The 21,433-nt window shown below is 73.9% G+C and carries 21 protein-coding genes; 10 read left to right on the forward strand and 11 right to left on the reverse strand.

Annotated elements, in window-relative coordinates; all coding sequences use genetic code 11:
* Positions 1-7 precede the first annotated feature (7 nt).
* From nagA to SM450_RS14280, 3 genes are all read right to left on the reverse strand, one after another.
* Positions 8-1,117: an N-acetylglucosamine-6-phosphate deacetylase gene (gene nagA / locus SM450_RS14270; protein WP_474620218.1), complete on the reverse strand. Its 1,110-nt coding sequence runs from the start codon at positions 1,115-1,117 to the stop codon at positions 8-10.
* Positions 1,114-2,046 carry an ROK family protein gene (locus SM450_RS14275; protein WP_474620219.1) on the reverse strand — a complete coding sequence of 311 codons (933 nt, stop codon included), beginning with the start codon at positions 2,044-2,046 and terminating at the stop codon, positions 1,114-1,116. The genes nagA and SM450_RS14275 overlap by 4 nt, the downstream gene beginning before the upstream one ends.
* A gap of 76 nt (positions 2,047-2,122) precedes the next feature.
* Positions 2,123-3,052 carry an SIS domain-containing protein gene (locus SM450_RS14280; RefSeq protein ID WP_474620220.1) on the reverse strand — a complete coding sequence of 310 codons (930 nt, stop codon included), beginning with the start codon at positions 3,050-3,052 and terminating at the stop codon, positions 2,123-2,125.
* Between the two features lie 199 nt (positions 3,053-3,251).
* Here SM450_RS14280 and SM450_RS14285 point away from each other — a divergent pair, with 199 nt between their 5' ends.
* The 7 genes from SM450_RS14285 (at position 3,252) to SM450_RS14315 (ending at position 9,257) form a co-directional block, all read left to right on the forward strand.
* Entirely contained in the window at positions 3,252-4,037 is a 786-nt protein-coding gene (locus SM450_RS14285) for a DeoR/GlpR family DNA-binding transcription regulator (protein ID WP_474620221.1), read from the forward strand.
* Positions 4,038-4,180: 143 nt separating this feature from the next.
* Positions 4,181-5,179: an ATP-binding cassette domain-containing protein gene (locus SM450_RS14290; RefSeq protein ID WP_474620222.1), complete on the forward strand. Its 999-nt coding sequence runs from the start codon at positions 4,181-4,183 to the stop codon at positions 5,177-5,179.
* Positions 5,176-6,189, forward strand: a complete 1,014-nt coding sequence (locus tag SM450_RS14295; RefSeq protein ID WP_474620223.1) for an ABC transporter permease subunit — start codon at positions 5,176-5,178, stop codon at positions 6,187-6,189. Before SM450_RS14290 ends, SM450_RS14295 begins: the two co-directional genes overlap by 4 nt.
* A gap of 134 nt (positions 6,190-6,323) precedes the next feature.
* A complete protein-coding gene (locus SM450_RS14300; RefSeq protein WP_474620224.1) occupies positions 6,324-6,767 on the forward strand; it encodes a DUF3263 domain-containing protein in 444 nt (147 codons plus the stop codon).
* 176 nt (positions 6,768-6,943) lie between these two features.
* Positions 6,944-7,453 carry a GNAT family N-acetyltransferase gene (locus SM450_RS14305; RefSeq protein ID WP_474620225.1) on the forward strand — a complete coding sequence of 170 codons (510 nt, stop codon included), beginning with the start codon at positions 6,944-6,946 and terminating at the stop codon, positions 7,451-7,453.
* Between the two features lie 191 nt (positions 7,454-7,644).
* Positions 7,645-8,118 (forward strand): hypothetical protein, encoded by a 474-nt coding sequence (locus SM450_RS14310; RefSeq protein WP_474620226.1) that lies wholly within the window; start codon positions 7,645-7,647, stop codon positions 8,116-8,118.
* 2 nt (positions 8,119-8,120) lie between these two features.
* On the forward strand, positions 8,121-9,257 hold the full coding sequence (locus tag SM450_RS14315; RefSeq protein WP_474620227.1) for an SRPBCC family protein: 1,137 nt from the start codon (positions 8,121-8,123) through the stop codon (positions 9,255-9,257).
* Positions 9,258-9,277: 20 nt separating this feature from the next.
* Here the strand turns inward: SM450_RS14315 and SM450_RS14320 are convergent, their stop codons facing one another.
* From SM450_RS14320 to SM450_RS14345, 6 genes are read right to left on the reverse strand one after another with little or no spacing between them, the layout of a single operon-like run.
* Complete coding sequence (locus tag SM450_RS14320) at positions 9,278-9,955, reverse strand: hypothetical protein (RefSeq protein ID WP_474620228.1); 678 nt, start codon at positions 9,953-9,955, stop codon at positions 9,278-9,280.
* A 44-nt stretch (positions 9,956-9,999) separates the two neighbouring features.
* The gene (locus SM450_RS14325) at positions 10,000-10,761 is read right to left on the reverse strand and encodes an ATP/GTP-binding protein (protein WP_474620229.1); all 762 of its coding nucleotides are present in this window, start codon (positions 10,759-10,761) and stop codon (positions 10,000-10,002) included.
* Positions 10,739-11,191 (reverse strand): DUF742 domain-containing protein, encoded by a 453-nt coding sequence (locus SM450_RS14330; RefSeq protein WP_474620230.1) that lies wholly within the window; start codon positions 11,189-11,191, stop codon positions 10,739-10,741. The genes SM450_RS14325 and SM450_RS14330 overlap by 23 nt, the downstream gene beginning before the upstream one ends.
* On the reverse strand, positions 11,188-11,652 hold the full coding sequence (locus SM450_RS14335) for a roadblock/LC7 domain-containing protein (RefSeq protein WP_281586382.1): 465 nt from the start codon (positions 11,650-11,652) through the stop codon (positions 11,188-11,190). Before SM450_RS14335 ends, SM450_RS14330 begins: the two co-directional genes overlap by 4 nt.
* Positions 11,649-14,657: a sensor histidine kinase gene (locus SM450_RS14340; protein WP_474620231.1), complete on the reverse strand. Its 3,009-nt coding sequence runs from the start codon at positions 14,655-14,657 to the stop codon at positions 11,649-11,651. Before SM450_RS14340 ends, SM450_RS14335 begins: the two co-directional genes overlap by 4 nt.
* Entirely contained in the window at positions 14,644-15,795 is a 1,152-nt protein-coding gene (locus SM450_RS14345; RefSeq protein ID WP_474620232.1) for a hypothetical protein, read from the reverse strand. Before SM450_RS14345 ends, SM450_RS14340 begins: the two co-directional genes overlap by 14 nt.
* 375 nt (positions 15,796-16,170) lie before the next feature.
* Here SM450_RS14345 and SM450_RS14350 point away from each other — a divergent pair, with 375 nt between their 5' ends.
* The 3 genes from SM450_RS14350 to SM450_RS14360 all read left to right on the forward strand — a co-directional run bounded on the left by SM450_RS14350 (position 16,171) and on the right by SM450_RS14360 (position 20,563).
* Complete coding sequence (locus SM450_RS14350; protein ID WP_474620233.1) at positions 16,171-19,041, forward strand: alpha/beta fold hydrolase; 2,871 nt, start codon at positions 16,171-16,173, stop codon at positions 19,039-19,041.
* The gene (locus tag SM450_RS14355; protein ID WP_474620234.1) at positions 19,038-19,937 is read left to right on the forward strand and encodes an ABC transporter permease; all 900 of its coding nucleotides are present in this window, start codon (positions 19,038-19,040) and stop codon (positions 19,935-19,937) included. Before SM450_RS14350 ends, SM450_RS14355 begins: the two co-directional genes overlap by 4 nt.
* 179 nt (positions 19,938-20,116) lie before the next feature.
* The gene (locus SM450_RS14360; RefSeq protein ID WP_474620235.1) at positions 20,117-20,563 is read left to right on the forward strand and encodes a DoxX family protein; all 447 of its coding nucleotides are present in this window, start codon (positions 20,117-20,119) and stop codon (positions 20,561-20,563) included.
* Between the two features lie 37 nt (positions 20,564-20,600).
* On the opposite strand, the gene SM450_RS14365 is transcribed toward SM450_RS14360, so the two are convergent.
* Together SM450_RS14365 and SM450_RS14370 are read right to left on the reverse strand one after the other, a co-directional pair.
* Positions 20,601-20,873: a hypothetical protein gene (locus SM450_RS14365; RefSeq protein WP_474620236.1), complete on the reverse strand. Its 273-nt coding sequence runs from the start codon at positions 20,871-20,873 to the stop codon at positions 20,601-20,603.
* Complete coding sequence (locus SM450_RS14370) at positions 20,870-21,412, reverse strand: hypothetical protein (protein WP_474620237.1); 543 nt, start codon at positions 21,410-21,412, stop codon at positions 20,870-20,872. Before SM450_RS14370 ends, SM450_RS14365 begins: the two co-directional genes overlap by 4 nt.
* Positions 21,413-21,433: the final 21 nt, after the last annotated feature.

The raw sequence follows: 21,433 nt of genomic DNA on the forward strand, positions 1-21,433 counted from the left end.
GCCCGGCTCACTCCACCCACTCGCCGGCGCGCATCACCCGGACCACGTTCAGGTCGTCGTCCAACACCACCAGGTCGGCGCGCAGGCCGGCCTGGAGCGCGCCCACCTGGTCGCCGAGGCCGAGGGCGCGGGCCGGGGTGGTGGCAACCATGCGGGCGGCGTCGGGCAGCGCGACTCCCGCGCCGACCGCGTGCCGCAGCGCGGCGTCCATGGTGAGCGTGCTGCCGGCGATCGCGCCGTCGCGGGTGAGCCGGGCCTCGCCACCGGCCACGGTGACCGCCTGGCCGCCCAGCTCGTACTCGCCGTCGGGCATGCCGGCGGCGGCCATCGCGTCGGTGACCAGGGCGGCCCGGTCCGGGCCGGCGACCGAGGTGGCGAAGCCGAGCATGCCGTCGTGCAGGTGCACGCCGTCGGCGACCAGCTCGCAGACCACGTTCGGGGCCTCCAGCAGCGCCACCACCGGGCCGGGCTCGCGGTGGTGCAGTGGACGCATGCCGTTGAACAGGTGGGTGCCGACGCTCGCCCCGGCGGCCACCGCCGCGCGGGTCTGCGCCCAGGTGGCGTCCGTGTGCCCGACGGCCGCCACGACGCCGTTCGCCACAAGCAACTCGATCGCGGCGATGGCGCCCGCCCGCTCCGGTGCCAGCGTGACCATCCGGACCGCGCCGCCGCCCAGCTCGATCAGCTCGGTCAGCTCGTCGGTGGACGGGTCGCGCAGGAACTCCGGGTTCTGCGCGCCGCAGCGGTCGGCGGACAGGTAGGGGCCCTCGAAGTGGAGGCCGGCGAGCACGCCCGACTCGACGAGCGGCCGGAGCGCGGCGGTGGCGTCCCGCATCAGCGCGAACGGGGAGCTGACCAGGCTGGCCAGCAGCGTGGTGGTGCCGTGGCCGAGGTGGAACGCGGCGGCCTGCCGGGCGGAGGACGGGTCGCCCGTGGTGAAGGTGTGCCCGCCGCCGCCGTGGGTGTGCATGTCCACGAAGCCGGGCACGATCCAGTGTCCGTCGCGCACCGACGGGTAGTCGGCGACCGCGCTGATCCGGCCGTCCCGGATCTCCACGCAGCCCTGCCGGATGACGCCGGTCGGGGTCACCACCTTGCCGGTCACGCGCCGGGTCATCGACTCTCCTTCACCAGTGTGTCCAGGGCCAACAGGGCGGCGCCGAGGCAGCCGGCCTCGTCGCCGAGGGCGGCGGCGACCAGGCGCGGCTCGCGGTGGAACGTCAGCCGCTCACGCAGCGCGCCGCGCAGCGGGTCGAACAGCCGGGGACCGGCCTGCGCCAGGCCGCCGCCGATCACCACGGTCGCCACGTCGTACAGCGCCTGCCCGGTGGCGAGCCCGTCGGCGAGCGCCTCGACCGCCTCCCACCAAACCTCACCGGCGAGCTGCTCGCCGGCCGCCGCCCGGTCGGCCACCTCGGCGGCGGTCGTCGGCACCCCGGCCAGATCCGTGTAGCGACGGCCGATCGCCGAGGCCGAGGCGACCGCCTCCAGGCAGCCGGCCCGACCGCAGCCGCAGGGCGGGCCGCCGGGGCGTACCAGGATGTGTCCGATCTCCCCGGCGGCGCCGTGCGCGCCGGCGGCGGCCGACCCGTCGACCACATGCGCGGCGGCGATGCCGGTGCCGATCGCGACGAAGAGCACGTGGCCGGCGTCCCGGCCGGCGCCGAGCCGGGCCTCGGCCAGGCCACCCACCCGCACGTCGTGGCCGAGCGCCGCGGGCAGGCGCAGGCGCGTCCGGGCCAGGTCCCGCAGCGGTACGTCCCGGAAGCCCACGTTCGCCGACCAGACCGCCACCCCGCGGGTCTCGTCGACCACCCCGGGCACGGCGATGCCGCAGGCGACAGGCGTGAAGCCGCCGGCGCGTGCGGTGGCGGCCAGGCCCTCGGCCACGTCGAGGATCGTCCCGACCACGGCGTCCGGGCCGCGCTGGGCGCCGGTGGCGTGCCGTTCGGTGTGCACGGTCGTGCCGTCCGGTCGGACCAGGGCGCACTTCATCCCGGTGCCGCCCACGTCCAGCGCGACGACGACCTCGTCGCCCGACCTCACGCCGTCGGCTCGCTTCGCTCACCGACGCCGCGAGGCGCCTGGACGCTGAGCCGGCCGGTTCGCTCGCTGCGCTCGCTCACGCCAGAACCACGGACCGGGTCAGGTGGCGGGGCGCGTCGGGGTCGAGGCCGCGGCTGGTGGCCAGCGCGACCGCGAAGCGCTGGGCGAGGATCAGGTCGGCCATCGGGTCGACGGGGTTGCGGCCGGCCGCCCAGCTCGTCAGCACCGTGCGGCAGCCGTGCGTGCGGCTGTGCACGAATGCCGCGCCGGTGGCCGCCACGTCTTCCGCCAGCCCGTCCGGGATCCCACCGAAGGCCCAGACCAGCCGGCCCGGGGCGGCGACCGAGATGGGGCCGTGCCGGTAGTCCATGGCCGGGTACGCCTCGGCCCAGAACGTGGCCGCCTCGCGGCACTTCAGCGCCGCCTCCTGGGCCAGCCCGACGGTCCAGCCGCGTCCGAGGAACGTGACCTGCTCGATGCGGGCCGGGTCGATCGGCAGCGGGGCCCGGACGGCCACCTCGGCGTCGGCGGCCAGCCGGCCGAGGTCCTCGCCGAGGTGGGCGCGGAGCAACGCCAGCGCGGTGGTGGCGAAGCGGGTCTGCACGACGGAACGCTCGTCGGCGAAGGGCAGCGCGACGGTGGCGTCGGCCAGGGTGACGGCGGGCGAGGCCGGGTCGCCCACCAGGACCGTGGTGGGGATCTGCCCGCGTAGCGCGGCGAGCAGGTCGAGCACCTCGGTGGTGGTGCCGGAGCGGGTGATCGCGATGAGCCGGTCGTAGCGGCGGCCGGTGGGGAACTCGCTGGCCTGGAAGGCGTCGGTTTCGCCCTGCCCGGCGGTCTCGCGTAGCCCGGCGTACGCCGCCGCCATGAACCACGATGTGCCGCAACCGACGACGGCGACCCGCTCGCCGGGTTGCGGCAGGCGCTCGGCGACTGTCGGCGCGAGCCGGGCCGCCTCCCGCCAGCAGTCGGGCTGGCTCGCGATCTCCGCGTGCACGTACGCCATGACAACTCCTCGCCCGGGGAGACCTTGCGCAATACGGCGCGATCCGGCCTTCTTTCGCGCGTCATTCTGCGCGAAGTGGGGTGGGCGTCGCAACCGTCTCCCGGTTCGCGCAGAACAGGGTTTTGCGCAGACCGAGTTTCGCGCACTACTGTGCACGCAACCGATCACCGTACGTGCACAGTCAGGGGAGGCCCCCGCGGTGGACCGCTACGCGCGCTGGAACGCGCTGCTCGAGATGCTCACCGACAGCGGCCGGGTAAGCGTCGAGGAGGCGGCCGAGCGGCTGGAGGTCTCCCAGGCGACCATCCGGCGGGACTTCGACCAGCTCGCCCAGCAGCAGATGATCACGCGGACCCGGGGTGGCGCGGTCGCCAACGGCGTCTCCTACGACCTGCCGCTGCGCTACAAGACCGCCAAGCACTCGGCGGAGAAGCAGCGGATCGGCGCCGCCGCCGCCGCGCTTGTGTCCCCGGGCACGGTGGTCGGCCTGAACGGCGGCACCACGAGCACCGAGGTGGCCCGCGCCCTGGCGGTCCGCCCGGATCTCAACACCAGCGCCGAGGGCGCCCAGCTCACCGTGGTCACCAACGCGCTGAACATCGCCAACGAGCTGCTGGTGCGCTCGCGGATGAAGGTGGTGGTGGCCGGCGGCGTGGTCCGGCCGAAGTCGTTCGAGCTGGTCGGGCCGCTGGGCGGGGCGCTGTTGCGTGAGGTCACCCTGGACGTCGCGCTGCTCGGTGTGGACGCGATCGACCCGCAGCTCGGCGCCGCCGCGCACCACGAGGGCGAGGCGGCCATGAACAGCCTCATGGTGGCCCGCGCCAAGCGGGTCGTGGTCATCGCCGACTCGTCCAAGCTGGGTGGGCACGCGTTCGCCCGGATCTGCCCGGTGGACCGGGTGGAGACGCTCGTGACCGACTCCGGAGCGTCACCGAGCCTGTTGCAGGCGTTCCGCGAAGCGGGCCTGCACGTCGTCTGCGCCTGAGGTGTAAGGAGGGGGCCCCGCTTAACGCCTCCGGTATAGGCGGGGCCCCCGCTTAACACACCGACACTGCATACCGGGTATTGCCTTTGCGTGCATACCGCGTATGGTGTCGCTGTCGCCTAACTTATCGGGGGAGGTCAGCTGTGTCGGCTGTCCTGGAGATCGAGGGTCTCCGTAAGACGTACCGGAGCCGGAAACGCGGGGTCCGCCACGCGCTCGACGGCTTCGACATGCGGGTCGAGGCCGGCCAGGTGCACGGCTTCCTCGGCCCGAACGGTTCGGGCAAGACCACCACGCTGCGTACGCTGCTCGGGCTGATCCGGCCCAACGGCGGCCGGATGGCGATCCTCGGCCAGGAGCTGCCGCGGGCGCTGCCGGCGGTCGCCGGGCAGGTCGGCGCCATCGTGGAGAGCCCGCAGTTCTTCCCGCACTTCTCCGCGCGGGACACGCTCGGCCTGCTCGCCCGGGCCGGCGAGTTGCCGAAGCAGCGGGTCGACGAGGTGCTGGAGCTGGTCGGGCTGCGCGACCGGGCCAGGGAGCGGGTGAAGACCTACTCGCTCGGCATGAAGCAGCGGCTCGCCGTCGCCTCCGCGCTGCTCAAGGAGCCCAAGCTGCTGATCCTGGACGAGCCGGCCAACGGCCTCGACCCGGGCGGCATCCGGGAGATGCGCGGGCTGATGCGCAACCTGGCCGAGTCCGGCATGACCGTGGTGCTCTCCAGCCACATCCTGGGCGAGATCCAGCTTATCTGCGACTCGGTCACCATCATCTCGCTCGGCCGGCGGGTCGCGTTCGGGCCGGTCGAGCAGGTGCTCGCGGCGCACTCCCAGGGCTCCGTGCGGGTGCGCCTGGAGGCGGTCAACGACCTGCCCCGGGCCGTGGAGACGCTCACCCGCTCCGGGATCCGCGTCGCCAGCGAGCCCGACCACCTGATGCTGTCCGGCGTGGACAAGCCGGCGGTGGTCAGCCGGCTCCTCGCCGAGCAGGGCCTCTACGTCAGCGAGCTCACCCCGGTCGCGGTCGACCTGGAGAGCGTCTTCCTCGAACTGACCGCCACCGCGCCGGTCCCCGGCCAGAACCGTCAGGTCGATCAGTCCGCCAAGGTCGACCAGACCGGCACCGCAGGAGGTTGGGGCGCATGAGCCTGTTCGTCACCGAGCTGCGCCGGCTCGCCAAGCGCCGGCTCACCCGGCTGCTGCTCGTCCTGCTGGTGCTCGGCCTCGCCACCGTGGCCACCGCGTTCAGCTTCTCCAGCCACAAGCTCTCGCCGGAGACGGTGGCCGCCGCCCAGGCCGAGTCCGACCGCCAGTACCGGCAGTCGGTCCAGGACTGGCAGCGCACCGTGACCGAGTGCGAGGCCGCCCAGGCCCGCGGCGAGCAGACCGAGGACCGGTACGGCCCGAACTGCGGCAAGGACTACCAGCCGCAGCCGGAGATGTTCGACCCGAAGTGGAACCTGCCCTACCAGTTCGACTTCCGGGCCGAGTTCCCCACGTTCATCGCCGTCTTCGCCGGCGCGGTGGCGCTCTTCGCGTTCATCGTCGGCGCCTCCTTCGTGGGCGCCGAGTGGAACACCGGCGGGATGATGAACCTGCTGCTGTGGCGACCGAGACGGCTCGCCGTGCTGGGCACCAAGTTGGCCGCGCTGCTCACCACCGTGCTCGGGCTGAGCGTCGTGCTCGGCGCGTTGTGGACGGCGGTGTTCTGGCTGATCGGCTCGTCCCGCGGGACCACCGCGAAGATGACCGCCGGGGTGTGGCAGTCGATCGGGCTGGACGGCCTGCGAGCGGTGGCGCTGGTGCTCGTGGTCGGCGCGGTCGCCTTCGCGCTCGCCTCGCTGGGCCGGCACACCGCGATGGCGCTCGGGGCCGCGGTGGCGCTCTTCGCGGTCAGCGAGATCGGCATCCGGATCGCGGTCGGCGTGCTGTCGGTGCCGTTCGGCGACCGCTACGTGCTCTCCACGTACGCCCAGTCGTGGTTCATGAAGCAGGCAGAGTTGTTCGACTACGACACCTGCCAGTTCGCCAGGGGCGCCTGTGAGCCGGCCAGGTACGTGGTGACCTGGCAGCAGTCGGCGGTGGTGTTCGCCATCGGCGCCGCGGCGGCCCTGGTCGGCGCGTTCTGGACGATGCGCCGGCGGGACATCTCCTGACCCGCCGTCCGCGCCGCCGTCACCAGGCGACGGCGGCGCGGGGCGATGCGGCCGAGGGCGGCCCTGGTTACGCTGGGGTTCCCCTCGGCCGGCGCGTCTCCCGCGCCGGTCATTCTTCGTCGGAGAGGAGCGCCATGTCCGCCGACGCCCCGGACCGGACCGCCGTGGAGCGGCCCGACCCGTCCGGCCCGACGGAGGGTACGCGCCGGCCGGCCGTCCCCCCGCCGCGCACTCCGGCCGAGCCCGTCGGCGCCACCTCGCCCGAAGCCGGTGGCGACGATACGGCCGGCGGCGACGACGCGGCCGGCGACGACGACGCGGCCGGCCCCGTTGCGGCGGAACCGGTAGGTGGGCTGACCGAGCGGGAGCGGCGCATCCTCACCTTCGAGTCCCAGTGGTGGAAGCACGCCGGCGCCAAGGAACAGGCCATCCGGGACACGTTCGGGCTGTCCGCGACCCGCTACTACCAACTGCTCAACGCGTTGCTCGACCATCCGGCGGCGTTGGCCACCGAGCCGTTGCTGATCGGTCGGCTGCGTCGGCTGCGTTCGTCGCGGGCCCGTAACCGGCGGCGTTGACAGACGTCGCTTCCCGCCGATGGTGAGCGCTCTCACCCCGGAACGGACCGGTCGGATGACAACGCAGCGTGAGCCGGAACACCCCGGGGGTACGACCGGCCGACCCGCCCCGCCGTACCGGCAATGAGTGCGCAAAGGGGTGGACGCGCGTCGGAGGGGCCGGCAGACTCCGGCTCGTGACGGGTGCGGTACGGCTGGAGCCGGTGGACGAGCGGAACATGGAGCCGTTGCTCTCCGTAGCGGCGGCGGAGGCGGAACCGGAGGATGTCATGCCCCCGGTGGACGCCCCGGCCGGCTGGTCGCTGGCCCGCCGGGACGCCTTCCGCGAGTTCCACCGAGCCAGCTTCGGCGGGCTGGACGGGCCGACGCGCACCCTGATGTTCGCGATCGTCTCCGGCGGTGAGGTGGTCGGCATGGTGCGGATGACCCGCCGGGACGAGCCGGGGACGGTGGAGACCGGGATGTGGCTCGGTCGGTCGGCGCGGGGTCGCGGCCTGGGCGCCGCCGCGCTGCGGGAGTTGCTGCATGCTGCCGCCGCGGCCGGCATGCACACGGTCGTGGCCGACACGACACCGGACAACGCCGGGGCGATTTCGGTGCTTCGCAGATGTGGCGCGGAATTGCGGGAGAAGGGCGGAAAAACGCACGCCAGGATGTGTCTGGATTCCGCCCTGCCGACCCACTGACGAAGTCCCTCATTTCTCACCTTCGCCCTGCTCGTTAGTGCTTCGCTGCGAAGTTCCGCCCCGGCCGCGACCCCTTTCCGATTTCGCTGGGGAAATGTTTTGCGCATGTTCTGCCGGGTACTGCCGCCCGGGTTTCCCGCGCCTGTTGCCACGCATGAGGTGTCCCTCCGCCGGGGAGCGAAGGAGAACTTGTGAAGAGTGGAGCTCGGATCGCCCTGGCGGTCGGATTCGGATATGTCCTCGGCCGTCGCCGGAAGCTGCGGACGGCGCTCACCCTGGCCGCCGCGGTCGCCGCCGGCCGGGCCAGCCAGAACCCGGCGGGCCTGAAGCAGATGGCCACCGGCCTGCTCGGGTCGAACCCCCAACTGGGCAACCTCGGCAAGCTCGGCGCGCCGCTTGTCACCGCCGGTCGGGCCGCGGCGACCGCAGCCGCTGGCAGCGGCATCGACGCGGTTAGCGGCCGGCTGCGCGGCGGCGCGGACGCGCTGCGCCGCCGGTCCGGCACGCAGTCCACCGACGGTTCCCGCGGGCAGCGGTCGGCTCCGGACGAGGAGCCGGAAATCGACGACCAGCCGGACGCCGGTTACGACGAGACCGACGACCAGATCGACGACGAGGACCGCGACGAGCAGCCGGCCCCCGTGCGCCGGTGGCGGGGGCGGTGACCATGTCCACGAGCAACCTCACCGGGCGGGCCCGCGACCAGATCGGCGGCGAGCTGCGCAACCTGGCCTCCGCGATCGGCGAACGCGCCGTGCAGGTGGTGACCGAGCGGGTCACCGGCGCGACCGGTCGACTCAGCGAGTACGCGAAGCAGGGCGGTGGACCGGGCCTGGTCGCCGCGGCCACCGGCGCGCAGAAGCTCGCCGACGGCCACTCCCCGCTGAAGGCCATGTTCCATGCCGGCGTGGCCGGCGGTAAGGAGAAGCTGATGTCGGCATTCGGCGGCGGCAAGGGTGGCAAGGGCGGCGGCAGGAAGCTCAAGGTCACCAACATCGTCGAGGCCATCGAGGTCGGCGTGCCGGTCCGGGTCGCCTACAACCAGTGGACCACCTTCGGCGACTTCCCGAGCTTCATGAAGAAGGTCGAGCAGGCCGACTGCGACGAAGACGAGAAGATGACCTGGAAGGCGCAGGTCCTGTGGTCACACCGGACCTGGGAGTCGACGATCGTCCGGCAGATCCCGGACCGGCTCGTCCACTGGCGGTCCAGGGGCGACAAGGGCTCGGTCGACGGCACGGTCAGCTTCCACGAGGTCGGCCCGGAGCTGACCCGGATCCTGGTGGTGCTGGAATACCACCCGCAGGGCCTCTTCGAGCACACCGGCAACCTGTGGCGGGCGCAGGGCCGCCGGGTCCGGTTGGAGCTGAAGCACTTCGTCCGGCACGTGATGACCGAGACCGTGCTCGACCCGGACTCGGTCGAGGGCTGGCGAGGCGAGATCAAGGACTCCCAGGTGGTCAAGGACCACGAGACCGCGCTCCGCGAGGAGCGGGAGGGCGGCGGGCAGCGGGAGCAGGACCGCGGCGAGGAGCCCGCCGGGCGTGGCCGCCGCCGGCCGCCGCAGCGCCGCCGTCCGGTCGAGGAGCAGGAGTACGACGACTACGACTCCGGTGACGACTTCGACGACGCGGAGTACGACGAGGAGCCGGAGGAGGAGCAGCCGCAGCGCCGCCGGCAGCCCGAGCGGGCCCGCCGCCCGCAGCGCGACGAGCGGGCGCCCCGCGAGGAGCGGGCCCGTCGTGGCCCCGAGGCACCCCGCCGGCCCGTGGCCCGGCGTCGTCGGGAGGAGCGCGACGAGTAGCGGTGGCGTGTCGCCCTCCGTCAGCGGGGGTCGAGGTTCTCCAGCAGTGAGGGGTCGCGCCGGATCATTTCGGCGAGCCGGGCCGCCGGGTCGGTCCCGACCGGGTCGTGGCCGGGGTCGACCACCGTCTTCACCGACATCGGCCAGGCCGGCGGCGACTTCGGCGCGGGCACCGGACCCACCGTGACCGTCGGGCCGGCCCAGGAGACGCGCAACGGGTACGCCTGGTTGCCCAACTCGACCCGGACCGTCACGGCGAGCCCGGGGTGATCGGCGACCACCCGCCGGAGCGCCTCGGCGACCTCCTCGACCGGGTCGCGCCGGCGCGGCGGCGCCTCTCCGCCGCGCAGCCGGTACGCGCCGTGCCCCGCCCGAGGGTCGGCCGCTTCGACGAGGCCGCGACCGGCGCGGTCGGACCCGGCGCGCTCCGGCCCGACGGGGTCCGGCCCGACCCGGTCGGGCCCTGCCAGGCCAGGCCAGGCCAGGTCCGACCCGGCCAGGTCCGGCTCGCCGATGCCGGGCCCGGCCAGTCCCGACCCGGCCAGTCCCGACCCGGCCAGTTCCGACCCGGCCAGTTCCGCGCCCCGGTCGGCCTCCTCGGCCGGCTCGGCCGGCTCGCCGGGCAGCGGGGTCCGGCGGCGCTGCGCCTCCTGGCGCCGGGCCAGCCGGGCCAGTGTCTCGTCCAGATCACCTCTCATCGCGTCCACCCCTTCGATGACCACGGACCGAACCGACGGATGGTTCAGCGTTCCCGGGACCGGGTCGCCCGGTCCAGCGCCCGGTCCAGGACGACAAGCAGGGCGTCCCGAACGGAGAGCCGGTCCCGGGCGTCGAACTGCACAAGCGGCACGTGCTCGGCGATCGCCAGCGCCCAGCGGATCGACGGGAGGTCCAGGGCCAGCCGCCCGTCGAAGGCGTTGACGCCCACGGCGAACGGCAGCCCGGCCCGTTCGAAGAAGTCGATCGCCGGATAGCAGTCGTCGAGCCGGGCGCTGTCCACCACCACAAGCGCGCCGAGCGCGCCCCGGGCCAGGTCGTCCCACATGAAGCCGAACCGGGCCTGACCGGGCGTACCGAAGAGGTAGAGCTTCAGGCTGCGGTCGATGGTCACGCAGCCGAAGTCCATGGCGACCGTGGTGGTGGTCTTGCCGGCCACCCCGCCGGGATCGTCGACGCCGATTCCGGCGGTGGTCATCTCCGCTTCGGTGGTAAGCGGCGCGATCTCGGAGATCGCCCCGACCGTGGTGGTCTTGCCGACCCCGAAGCCGCCGGCGATGAGGATCTTCACCGGGATGGGCGGGCGGGGCGCGGGTACCCGGCTGACGATCGGCGCCGGTTCCCCGGGCGTGCCCGGTGGCCGGTAGGGCAGTGGCGGTCCGGCCGGTGGGGGCGGTGTGGCCCGGCCGATCAGCGGGGCAGGGTTGCCGTAGCGGGCAGGGGCGCTGTTCGCGGCCGGCCCGCCCTGGGCGGCCGCCCGCCAGTCAGGAGATCGCACGAAGTCCATCAATCACTCGCAGGATGAGGTCGGGATCGAGGGCGTCGTCGCCGTCCGCGACGTGTACGTCGAGGTGGCCGGCGGCGCGCAGGTCACCGACCAGCACCCGGGTCACCCCGAACTGCATCCGGGTCCGGGCGGAGATCTCGGCCACCGACACCGGCTCGACGCAGATCGCGACGATCGCCGCCAGTTCCGGGGCCAGCCGGGCGGTCACCGCCCACGAGATGCTGCCCGGTCGGGCAGTCACCTGGGTCTCCAGGCTGATCGCCGGGTCGCCGTCCACCCGGCCGGCGGTGAGCACGAACGGCCGTAGGCCCGCCGGCTCCCCGTCGACGGCGTCCGGGCTCGGCGCCGGCTTGGCGGACGCGCGCAGGAAAGGGCGGATCCGGACACCGGGCTCCGGCTCCGGGTCCTCGTCGGCGACCCCCGGGATCATTGCTGAACGGCGTTCTTCAGCTCGGCGATCAGGCGGGGGCTCAGCGCGCCGCCGGCACGGCCGGCGAAGAGAGTCATCTCGTACGCCACGGTGCCCAGGTTGGCCGTGCGGTCGGCGACCACGCCGAGGACCGAGCCGCTGCTGATCGCGCTGATCAGCAGGTAGCCCTCGGCCATGTCGACGATCACCCGGTTGAGCCCGCCGAGCGCGTACCAGCTCGCGGCGCCGCCGGCGAGGCTGGTCATGCCGGAGACCACGGCGGCGAGCCGCTCCGCGTTGGACCGGTCCTTGATCGCGGACATGGCCATCAGCAGTCCGTCCGAGGAGACGGCGATCGCCTCCATCACCCCCGCCGTGCTGGAGGTGAACGAGTCGAGCAGCCAGTTGAAGGTGCGCGCCTCGGGGCTGAGGTCGCCGTTGATGCTCTGTTCGACGTTGTCGTGCAGGAACGGGCTGGTCACCGTGATGGATCCTCTTCATAGCGTCGGTCGGGACTCACCTCGCGCAGAGCACGGGCGACGCCCGCCTCGAACTCGGTGATGAGGTTTCGGACCTCGACAGGGTCGCCGGGGTCGGAGCTGGCCGGGGGCGGGGGCGCCACCGCCGAGACGGACAGGTTCGCCCCGGGCACCCGCCGACTGAGCCGGGGGCGTTCCGGTGTCGACTCAGCCGGCGTGACATCGTCCTCGGCCCGGCGTACCCCGTCCTGGAACGCCTCCACCAGGGCGCGGACCGCGGCCGGGTCGTCCGGGACGCCGATCAGCGGCCCGATCGCCGGCCCGGCCGGCGCGGCCGGCGGGCCCGGGGGCAGGTTCGCGCCGGGGACCCGTTTCCGGATCGGTCGGGTTCCGGGCGGCCCGGCCGGGCCCGGCACGCCCAACGGCCGCGCGGTGGGCGGCCGGACGGTGGACGGCCGTTCGGCCGGCGGGAACCCGGCGGGCGGCGGCGTCGGGCGGGCCGGGCCGCCGGGCGTCGTGGGTCGGGTCGGGCCGGTGGGCGGCGGCGCGAAGGCCGGGCCGGTGGGCGGCGGCGCGAAGGCCGGGCCGGCGGGCGGCGGCGCGAAGGCGGGGCCGGCGGGCGGCGGCGCGAAGGCGGGGCCGGCGGCCGGGGGCGCGAAGGCCGGGCCGGGCGGGGGCCCGGGGGCCGGGGGGGCGGCCGGTGTCGGGCCGACGACCGGTGTCGGCGGAGTGGTGCTCGCGGGGGGCGCGGCCGGGCCGGCGGGCAGCGTGGTCGGTGGCCCGTCCGCCGGCGGCCAGGCGGGCGGCGGGCCGCCGGTGGGGAGGCGGAAGTCCTCCACGGACATGTCTGCGGCGACCGGGCGGTCGGCCCTCGCCGGGCGGTCCGGACCGGTCGGGCGGCCGTCGGTCAGCGCGGCCGGAGCGGTCGCCGCGGCGCCGAGCGGGCCGGTCGACTCCGGATCGTCGGCCGGCTCGCCGAAGGCGTTCCACGAGTCGCCGCTGGTGATGCTGCGGGTGGCCCGGCTCAGCAGCTCCGCGTCGAAGCCGACCGGGTCGGCGTGCGCCGGCGGGACGCCTACCGCGTGCCCCTGGGGAGCGGGTGCCGCGTGCCGCTCGCCGGCCGGTACGGTGGCCCGCGCCACGGTCGCGCCGGCCGGATCCGGCCGGCGGACCACGAGCGAGGCGGCCGGGATCTCCACGCCGGCGGTGACGCCACCGCCCAGGGTGGCCGCGAGCCGTACGGTCCAGCCGTGCCGGCGGGCCAGCCGGCCCACCACGAAGAGCCCCAACACCTCGGTCGGGGCGAGGTCGAGCCGTTCCCGCCGGGTGAGCCGGGCGTTCTCCTCGACGAGCCGTTCCTCGGTGAGGCCGATGCCGTGGTCCACCACGAGCAGCCGGGCGCCGCCGCCGGTCAGCTCGCCGGAGACCACGACGCGGGTGTGGGGGGGCGAGAAGGCTGTCGCGTTCTCCATCAGCTCGGCCAGCGCCAGCACCAGGTCGCCGGCGATCGCGGGCGCCGCCGAGACACCGGGCGGGACCTGCACGTCGACCCGGGTGTAGTCCTCGATCTCGCCGAGCGCGAGCCGGACCACGTCGGCCAGCGGGACCGGCGCCACGTGACCGTCCGATCCGGTGGCGCCGGAGAGCACCACCAGGCTGCCCGCGTTGCGGCGCAGCCGGCTGGAGATGTGGTCCAGCCGGTAGAGGTGCTCCAGCCGGCCCGGGTCGGCCTCCTGCCGTTCCAGCCGGTCGATGAGCGCGATCTGGCGGCCGACCAGGTTCTGCGTACGCCGGCCGACGTGGCCGAACATCTGCGCCACGTTGCGCCGGCCGGCCACCTGCCGCTCGACCAGCCGGGCGGCGGTGTGCTGTACCCGGTCGAACGCGCGGGCCAGGTCGCCGATCTCGTCCCGGGCGCCGACGTCAACCGGGTCGAGGCGTACCGGTGGCACCGACTCGGTCTCGTCGTCGGCGACCCGGGTCAGCTCCGCCTCGGCGACCCGGGCGACGCGCTCGGCGGACTTGGTTAGGCGGCTCAGCGGCCGGGACACGGTCCGGGCCACGGTCATGCTCAGCAGCACGACCAGGAGAAGGATCACGGCCGCCGCCACGGCGACCAGCCAGGCCGTGGTAAGCGCCCTCCGCTCCTCGGTGCGGGTCTCCGCGATCACGTCCGCGACGACCTTCTTCTCCACGAACTGGCCCAGTGTGATCATCGAGCGGACGGAGGGGAAGAGCGTGTCAAGCGGTATCCGGGCGATCGAAAGGACCGGGTCCCGGACGCTGTCCTCCAGGAAGGTCTGACTGGTCCGGGCGGCCACCGCCGCGTCGTCAAGCAGCGCGAGCTGCAACTGTTCCGGCGTGATCAGCTTGCGGAACCGCTCGTTGTCCACGTTGAGCGTCGCGACACAGGCGATGTAGGAGGCGGACACCGCCGGCTCACCTGTCGCACGGACCAGCACGATCTGGGTGGCGCACGAGCTCAGCGACTCGTCGGTGCGCAGCAGCGCGTCAAGCGCGAGCACCTGCCGCCCGGCCGACGTGTCGGTGTCCACCCGGAACGGCAGCCGAAGCGCCTCGATCAGCGCCAGGTCGACCCGGGAGAAGGTGTTCAGGATCTGCCCCGGGACGGCCCGGCCGTCGAGCGTCGCGGCACGGACGTCGGCGAGCTCGCGTACCCCTTCGAGCGCCTCGCTGACCGGCGTCGGCAGCGCTTCGGCGCGCAGGTCGGCGACCCGGTCGTCGACGGTGGCGGACTTCTGGATCAGCTCGGTGCGGGTGACCCGACCGAGCAGCAGCCCGATCGAGAGCAGGCGTTCCTGCTGGAGATCCTGGACCAGGCTGCCGATCCGGCTGGCGACGCGGACGGTCTCGGCGGTGTCGGCGGCCCGCTGCGCGGCGGCCACCCGGTCCAACACCACTGGCACGGCAAGCCCGACCATGCTGAGCAGCGGAATGATCACCAGCAGGGCGAGCTTGCCCCGGATCCGCAACCTAGTGAGCAGCATCGAAGGGCCTCCACCGCTCGGCCTCGGGGGCCGCACCGACCCGGACGGGTAGGCGGTCGGCGTCCCGGGCGGGGGCCGGTGGGTCCGCGCGGGTCGCCGGGGGCGGCGCGGTCCCGGCGCGCGGCGGGCGCGTGTCGGTGGGCCGGCGCCGGAACAGCGTCACGGCCAGCCCCACCAGCAGCGCGGTCGCCACCCCGGCCGCGACCCGGGCCAGCAGCCGGTCCTGGTCGAGTGAGTCCAGCCGCTTCTTCAACAGTGTGTCGAGCTGGTCGAGGATGACGGTGCGGAGCTGCTTGGCGGCGTTCTGGGCGCTGATCCCGGCGGCGGTGAGCTGCTGGGGATTCGGCGCGGCCTGCCCGCCGCCCGCCGCGGTGAACGCTTCGAGGGACCGCTGGTAGGTGTCCAACGGGGTGAGCACGTTGGCGCCCAGGTCGGTGCTCTCCGAGCTGTCCACCGCCGCGCGCAGGTCGGCGACCAGGTCGTTGGCCGGGCCGAACGCGGCCACCCGGAGTTCGGCCAGCTCGATGCCGGTCTTCGCGCGCTCGGCGGCGGGTCGGGTGCCGGCCAGCCGGACCAGGTCGGCGAGCCGGCCGGCCAGCACCGTCGCGGTGGGCAGGTCCGCGCCGATGCCGTCCTGCAGGAAGAACGTGTCCGACTGCGGGTCGCGGATCAGGCCGGAGCTTTCCCGTACCTTCCGGTAGAGGGCGAGCAGGAGGTCGGTGGCCTCGCCGTACGCCTGGTAGGCGGCCTCCGGGTCGGTGAGGCTGCGCTCCGGCAGCCCTTCCAGTTTCGCCCGCAGCCCGGCCCAGCGGTCGTGGCTGCGCAGCTCGTCGCCGACGGCGTCGTCGACGCTTGCCACCTGTTCGACGGCGGCGTCGAGCGCGGCGCGGGAGGCCGGCACCTCGGCGACGGCCGTGGACTGGACCTCCACGAGCGAGTCGGTGAGCGGCCCGAGGGCGCGCAGGTAGCGGACGCCGAGCCGTTCCCGGTTGGCCAGATCGCGGTCGTCCGCGGTGTTCCCATCGGCCAGCGCGAAGAGCAGGCCGAGTGGGGCGACAAGCGCCAGCGCCAGCAGCAGGGGCAGGACACGGCCCGGCACGGAGGGCCGCCGACGGACCCGCGGCGCGGGAACGGTCATGGTCTGTCTCCTCCGGCGACGGCGGGGCGGTCGGTGCTGCGGAAAGGTCGCCGTGAACAGTCCCGTGCACCGGACCGGAAAATTATCCGAACCGGGCGTGTCTGGAAGCGTGGTCGCGGAGTCGGCTTCACGTCAGTTCGTCCGGGGTGACCGATGGTGGATTGTGGCGACACACAGCGTCGGATCGGGCCGGCAAGACGTGGCATCGACGATGGTTTGCGCCTGTAGATGTGAATTCACGTGATCCGAATACATCCCGCTGGGATGTTCTGGACCTTCTGCGGACGACGGGCGGCGCGCACCGAACGGCGCAACCGGACGGACGTACGGCGGATCTCAGTAAACGCTCAGTTGACGGCCCGTACCGTGTGCCACATGAGATCACCGCTGTCCGTCGCGCGGGCCCGGCGTGCCCTGTCCGGCCACCCGCGCCGGATCGTCGCCGCCGTGGTGGTGGTCGTCCTCGTCGCCGCCGCGCTGGTCTGGGTGGTCCGGCCGCAGGGCCCGGACTTCCGGACCGAGCCGTCCCTGGTGACCGTCCGCTCGGGACCGGACGGGACCGAGCCGGTCGACCTGGACACCACGCTCTATCTGCCCGACGGCGCCTCCGGCGACAACCGGGTGCCGGCGGTCCTGCTGGCGCACGGCTTCGGCGGCACCAAGGAGTCGGTGCGCTCCGACGCGGAGGACCTGGTCGCCCGGGGCTACGCGGTGCTCACCTGGACCGCCCGGGGCTTCGGCCGCAGCGGCGGCCAGATTCACCTGGACAGCCCGGACTACGAGGTGCGGGACGCGCAGCGGCTGCTGGACCGGCTCGCCGCCCGCCCGGAGATCCGCCTCGACTCCGCGGGCGACCCGCGGGTCGGCGTGGTCGGCGGCTCGTACGGCGGCGGCCTGGCCCTGCTGCTGGCCGCGCAGGACCCCCGGGTCGACGCGATCGTCCCGATGATCACCTGGAACGACCTGTCCCGCGCGTTCCTGCCGGAGAGCACCGGCAAGGCGCCGACCGACGGCGTGTTCAAGAAGGGCTGGGCCGGCATCTTCTTCGGGGGTGGCGGCAACGCCGGCTCCGGCCCGGCCGGCCTGTCCGGCGCCACCGCCGCCGTGCCGGAGGGCGCACCCGCCTCGGCCGGGCCGGCGAGCCCGCAGCCCGGCGCCGGACCGGGCAGTGGCTCCGGCCGGGCGCCGGGTGGCGCCGCCGACCCGTCCTGCGGGCGGTTCGCCGCCGACGTCTGCGCCGCGTACCTGCGCATCGCCACCACCGGCCGGGCCGACGCCGCCGCGGTCGAGCTGCTGCGCCGCTCGTCGCCGGCCACGGCGCTGGACCGGATCAAGGCCCCCACCCTGCTGGTGCAGGGCGAGGCGGACACGCTCTTCCCCCTCACCGAGGCGGACGCCAACGCGCGCGGCATCGCCGCCACCGGCACCCCGGTCCGGGTCGCCTGGTTCACCGGCGGCCACGACGGCGGCGCCGGGCCGACCTCCGACTCCGACCGGGTGAAGTTCCTGACCGCGCAGTGGCTCGACCACTACGTCAAGGGCGAGGGCGCGGCGCCCGGCGACACCTTCACGTTCTCCCGGATCGCCGGGTTCGACGCGCTCGACCGTGGCCTGCTGGCCACCGGCTACCGCATCGACGACTACCCGGGCCTGACCGGGCAGGAACGCCGGAACATCGCGCTCACCGGCCCGGCCCAGCCGGTCGCCGTGCCGCCCAACGGCAACCCGGCGGCGATCTCCACGATCCCGTTCGCCGGCGCGCTCGGCTCGCTGCTGGACGGCGTGGCCGGCGACATCCCCGGCCAGCACGCGCGCTTCGAGTCGGCGCCGCTCGACGACCCGGTCGACGTGGTGGGCGCACCTACCGTGCGGATCCGGGCCGCCTCGGCGACCGGCGAAGCGGTGCTCTTCGTGAAGCTCTACGACGTCGACCCGCAGGGCGCGGCCACGCTGCCCGACGGCCTGGTCGCGCCGGTGCGGCTGACCGGCCTGCCGGCCGGCCTCGACGCCGCGACGCCGGTGACGGTCACGCTCCCGGCGATCGTCCGGCGGGTCGAGGCCGGGCACCGGCTGCGGCTCGTGGTGGCGACGTCGGACCAGGCGTACGCCACGCCGGCCGAGCCGGCCGTGCACACCGTGGCCCTCGGCGACGGCCCGCTCGTGCTGCCCACCGTGGACGCCGCGCCGATCCCCACCTTCGCCGCGATCTGGCGCTGGGTGCTTGTCGGCCTGGTCGCCGCGATCGCGGTCGGACTCGTCGTGGTCGTCCTGCTCGCCCGCCGCCGGCAACGCCGTCAGGACCGCTCCGTGCACCCGGAGTACGCGGGCGTGCCGCTCGCCGTGCGTAACCTGCGCAAGGAGTACGCGGACGGGTTCGTCGCCGTCTCCGAGGTGGACTTCGAGGTGCACCCCGGCCAGGTGGTCGGCCTGCTCGGGCCGAACGGCGCCGGCAAGACCACCACGCTGCGGGTGCTGATGGGACTGACCCAGCCCACCGCCGGGGAGATCTACGTGTTCGGCCACCGGCTGGTGCCCGGCTCGCCGGTGCTCTCCCGGATCGGCGCGCTTGTCGAGGGGCCGGGCTTCCTGCCGCACCTGTCCGGGCTGGACAACCTGAAGGCGTACTGGCGGGCGACCGGCCGGCCGTGGGCGGACGCGCACTTCGACGAGGCGCTGGAGATCGCCGGCCTGGGTGACTCGGTGCACCGGCGGACGAAGAAGTACAGCCACGGCATGCGCCAGCGGCTCGCCATCGCCCAGGCCATGCTCGGCCTGCCCGAGCTGCTGGTGCTCGACGAGCCGACGGACGGGCTCGACCCGCCGCAGATCGCCGAGATGCGCCGGGTGCTCCAGCGCTACGCCACCGACGGTCGGGCGGTGCTGGTCTCCAGCCACCTGCTGGCCGAGGTGGAGCAGACCTGCACCCACGCGGTGGTGGTGAACAAGGGGCGGATCGTGGCGTCCGGCCCGGTCGGGGAGATCGTCGGCGAGTCGCCGAGCGTGCTGTTCGAGGTGAGCGACCCGGACGCCGCGCGTACGGTGCTCGACCGGCTCGACGGCGTGCGGGTGCTGCCCGACGACGACGGTGGGCTGGTGGTCGACACCAACGGCACCGCGCGCAGCGAGGTGGTGGCCGAACTGGTCCGGGCCGGCATCGGGGTGGACCGGGTGGTGCCCCGGCGTCGCCTGGAGGACGCGTTCCTCGCCCTGGTCGGCGAGAACTCTCGGGGAAGCGGTGACAGGTGAGGGCGGATTCTTCGGTGGTGTCCGGCGTGACCTCCTCCGACGCGGGTGGCGCGGCGGTCGGCTACCGGCCGACGGCCACGCTGCCGTTCGGGGCGGAGTTCCGGCGGCAGGCGTCGCGTCGGCGTACCCAGTTGGCGCTGGGGTTCATGGTGCTGCTGCCACTGATCATCCTGATCGCGTTCCAGTTCGACTCCGGAAACGACGACGGCGGCGGGCGGGGAGAGTTCGCCAGCCTGGCCGACCTGGCCACCGCGGGCGGGCTCAACTTCACCCTGTTCTCGATCCTGGTGTCGGCGTCGTTCCTGCTGGTCGTGGTGGTGGCGTTGTTCTTCGGCGACACGGTGGCAAGCGAGGCGAGCTGGGGCAGCCTGCGCTACCTGCTGGCCGTGCCGGTGCCCCGGGCCCGGCTGCTCGCGGTGAAGCTTGTGGTCGCGCTCGCGTACTCCGGGTTGGCGTTGCTGCTGCTCGCGGGCACCGCGCTGCTCGCCGGCACGCTGCGGTACGGCTGGGAGCCGTTGAGCAGCCAGGTCTCCGCCGAACTGGCCCCGGCCGACGGGTTGCTCCGGCTGCTCGGGGTGCTCGGCTATCTGGCGGTGGTGCTGCTTGTGGTGGCCGGGTTGGCGTTTCTGCTCTCGGTGACCACCGATGCCGCGCTCGGTGCGGTCGGCGGGGCGGTGCTGCTCTGGATCCTGTCCAGCATCCTGGATCAGATCACCGCGCTGGGCGGGCTGCGTGACCTGCTGCCGACCCACTACAGCAGCGCCTGGCTGGGGTTGTTGTCCACGCCGACGCAGACCGACGACGTGGTGCGGGGCGCGATTTCGGCGATCGTCTACGCGACGCTTTTCTGGGCGCTCGCCTTCTGGCGGTTCACCCGCAAGGACATCACCAGCTGAGATGCAAGGCGGGGGCCCCGGTTAACGCCTCGGGTAGAGGAAGGGGCCCCGCTTAACAGCTTCAGCCCATATCATGGGAGCGTTCCCATGAGATTGTCCCGCCAGCAAGGAATTGATTAACTTCTATACCTGAGCCCGCCATCCTGGACGTCGCCACATATCGCCCCAGGAGGTTTCCCATGGTCCCCGCGCAGTTGAAGGGCCCCGTGCTCGCCCTGTTCCGCATCGTCGTCGGCCTGCTCTTCCTGCTCCACGGAGCGGCGTCGATCTTCGGCATACTCGGCGGCAACCCGGTCACCGGCAAGGCGATCCCGTTCGGCACCTGGCCCGGCTGGTGGGCCGCGTTGATCCAGTTGGTCTGCGGCGCGCTTGTGCTCGTCGGCCTGGGCACCCGGCCGGCCGCGCTGCTCGCCTCCGGCTCGATGGCGTACGCGTACTTCGTGGTGCACCAGCCGCACGGCCTGCTGCCCATTCGCAACGGCGGCGAGGCAGCCGCGATGTTCTGCTGGTCGTTCCTGCTGATCGCGGTGCTCGGCCCCGGCGCCTGGGCGCTCGACGCCCTGCTGGCCCGCCGTCGCACGGCCGCCGAGACCCCTTCGACCCCCCGCGCCTCCGTCCCCGCCTAAACCCCACACCTCCGCGATCTTGGTACGGGGTCGCCCCTCAGGGGGCGGTCCCGTACCAAGAGTCAGCCCGGCACCCGTCCGGATGGGGCGCGGGGAGCTGGCAGCGGCGGGGGAGTGGGCCGGTGAGGCGGGCGTCGCACCAGACCCGGGTACGCGCCGACTGTCGGTCCTCCTCGGACAGCGTCGTCTCGCCGAAGTCGACGGCGAGCACATGACCGAGTGAGCGACGCAGCGCCATGGCCAGCGCGGCGGCCTCGTCGACGCTGGTCAGCGTGGTGGGCAGGTGGATGATCCAGTGCGCATCGCTCATCGCGGCCCACCCGTGCCGGACAACCCGCAGGTGTACGTCGACAGCGCGCCGACGGCCGCCGTCAGGCTCTCCATCATCAGGTCGAGTTGTTCGGCGGCGCGCCGCCACTGCCGGACGGCGTCATCGGCAGCCGGGTCGTCAACCGGGGCGGCGTCGAGGAGTTGACGCCCGGCGGCGGTGACCCGGTCGGGGAGCCGGCCGATCCGGTCGGCGGTCGCGCCCAGCCGGCTCCGCACGCCGTCCAGCGCCTCGACCAGCCCGCCGACGGTGACGGTTTCCCGGTGGTCGGCGGCCACGCGGAGCCGGCGTACGCCGTCGCTGATCTGGGACTCCGCGTCCCCGGCCAGGTCCAGGGCGTCCTCGCCGCTGCGCCGGGCCAGCTTGACCGCGGGATGCGCGCACCCCGCGCCGACGCGCTCCAGCAGCACGGTGGCGGCGGCCACCGCGAGGTACGTCTCCCGCATCTCGCCGGCCACCTGCTCGACCGCCCAGATCGCACCGGCGACGGTCGCCTCCGGACTCGTCTTCGCTTCCGTCACATCGGCTCTTCTTTGCCTGGC

It is taken from the genome of Micromonospora marincola, assembly GCF_056150385.1.

Excerpts from the sequence above, each read along its gene's own strand:
- SM450_RS14360 (WP_474620235.1), top strand. The coding sequence starts at position 20,117 with ATGGTCCCCGCGCAGTTGAAGGGCCCCGTGCTCGCCCTGTTCCGCATC.
- SM450_RS14280 (WP_474620220.1), bottom strand. The coding sequence starts at position 3,052 with ATGGCGTACGTGCACGCGGAGATCGCGAGCCAGCCCGACTGCTGGCGG.
- SM450_RS14345 (WP_474620232.1), bottom strand. The coding sequence starts at position 15,795 with ATGACCGTTCCCGCGCCGCGGGTCCGTCGGCGGCCCTCCGTGCCGGGC.
- SM450_RS14295 (WP_474620223.1), top strand. The coding sequence starts at position 5,176 with ATGAGCCTGTTCGTCACCGAGCTGCGCCGGCTCGCCAAGCGCCGGCTC.
- SM450_RS14315 (WP_474620227.1), top strand. The coding sequence starts at position 8,121 with ATGTCCACGAGCAACCTCACCGGGCGGGCCCGCGACCAGATCGGCGGC.
- SM450_RS14365 (WP_474620236.1), bottom strand. The coding sequence starts at position 20,873 with ATGAGCGATGCGCACTGGATCATCCACCTGCCCACCACGCTGACCAGC.
- SM450_RS14350 (WP_474620233.1), top strand. The coding sequence starts at position 16,171 with ATGAGATCACCGCTGTCCGTCGCGCGGGCCCGGCGTGCCCTGTCCGGC.
- SM450_RS14325 (WP_474620229.1), bottom strand. The coding sequence starts at position 10,761 with ATGGACTTCGTGCGATCTCCTGACTGGCGGGCGGCCGCCCAGGGCGGG.
- SM450_RS14300 (WP_474620224.1), top strand. The coding sequence starts at position 6,324 with ATGTCCGCCGACGCCCCGGACCGGACCGCCGTGGAGCGGCCCGACCCG.
- nagA (WP_474620218.1), bottom strand. The coding sequence starts at position 1,117 with ATGACCCGGCGCGTGACCGGCAAGGTGGTGACCCCGACCGGCGTCATC.
- SM450_RS14320 (WP_474620228.1), bottom strand. The coding sequence starts at position 9,955 with ATGAGAGGTGATCTGGACGAGACACTGGCCCGGCTGGCCCGGCGCCAG.
- SM450_RS14330 (WP_474620230.1), bottom strand. The coding sequence starts at position 11,191 with ATGATCCCGGGGGTCGCCGACGAGGACCCGGAGCCGGAGCCCGGTGTC.
- SM450_RS14340 (WP_474620231.1), bottom strand. The coding sequence starts at position 14,657 with ATGCTGCTCACTAGGTTGCGGATCCGGGGCAAGCTCGCCCTGCTGGTG.